This window comes from Kerstersia similis (assembly GCF_965139615.1).
Taxonomy (GTDB): domain Bacteria; phylum Pseudomonadota; class Gammaproteobacteria; order Burkholderiales; family Burkholderiaceae_B; genus Kerstersia; species Kerstersia similis.
Genome location: NZ_CBCSIQ010000060.1, coordinates 1 through 440, shown reverse-complemented (window position 1 = coordinate 440; position 440 = coordinate 1). Strand labels below are relative to the sequence as shown.

Here is a 440-nt window from a genome sequence, read left to right as displayed (position 1 = left end):
CCTTCGCACCATTGGCGATGCTCCGCATTGCGCCTTACAACAGGCTCAGACCTGACGGCTCCAGACGCTGCCACGGCAGGCCAACGACCAAGGCTCTGGCCTGATCTACCGATAGATTCACATGACTGCCCTGCGACGGCCATGCGAACTGGCCCTGGTGCAAGCGACGTACCGCCATCCACACACCAAACCCATCATGCACCAGCACCTTCATGCGTGTACCCCGACGGTTGGCGAACAGATAGGCGTGGTGCGGCTGCGCGCGACCGAACACCGCCACCACCTGCATCAGTAATCTGTCCATGCCGCTACGCATGTCCACCGTAACCGTCCGGCGAACCCACCTTGTGCCGGGGCTTAGGGCATAAGAGGATACTGCTCCATTAAAAATAGGTGGAGCAGTATGCGCTCAGCGGAACAGATTGGGGTTGGCCCGAGAC

The 440-nt window shown here is 60.2% G+C and carries 1 protein-coding gene; it reads right to left on the bottom strand.

Features of this window, described 5'->3' with window-relative positions; translation table 11 throughout:
* Positions 1 to 34 precede the first annotated feature (34 nt).
* Positions 35 to 316 carry an IS66 family insertion sequence element accessory protein TnpB gene (tnpB, locus tag ACNA1V_RS17450; protein WP_415834829.1) on the bottom strand — a complete coding sequence of 94 codons (282 nt, stop codon included), beginning with the start codon at positions 314 to 316 and terminating at the stop codon, positions 35 to 37.
* Positions 317 to 440: the final 124 nt, after the last annotated feature.

Excerpts from the sequence above, each read along its gene's own strand:
- tnpB (WP_415834829.1), bottom strand. The coding sequence starts at position 316 with ATGCGTAGCGGCATGGACAGATTACTGATGCAGGTGGTGGCGGTGTTC.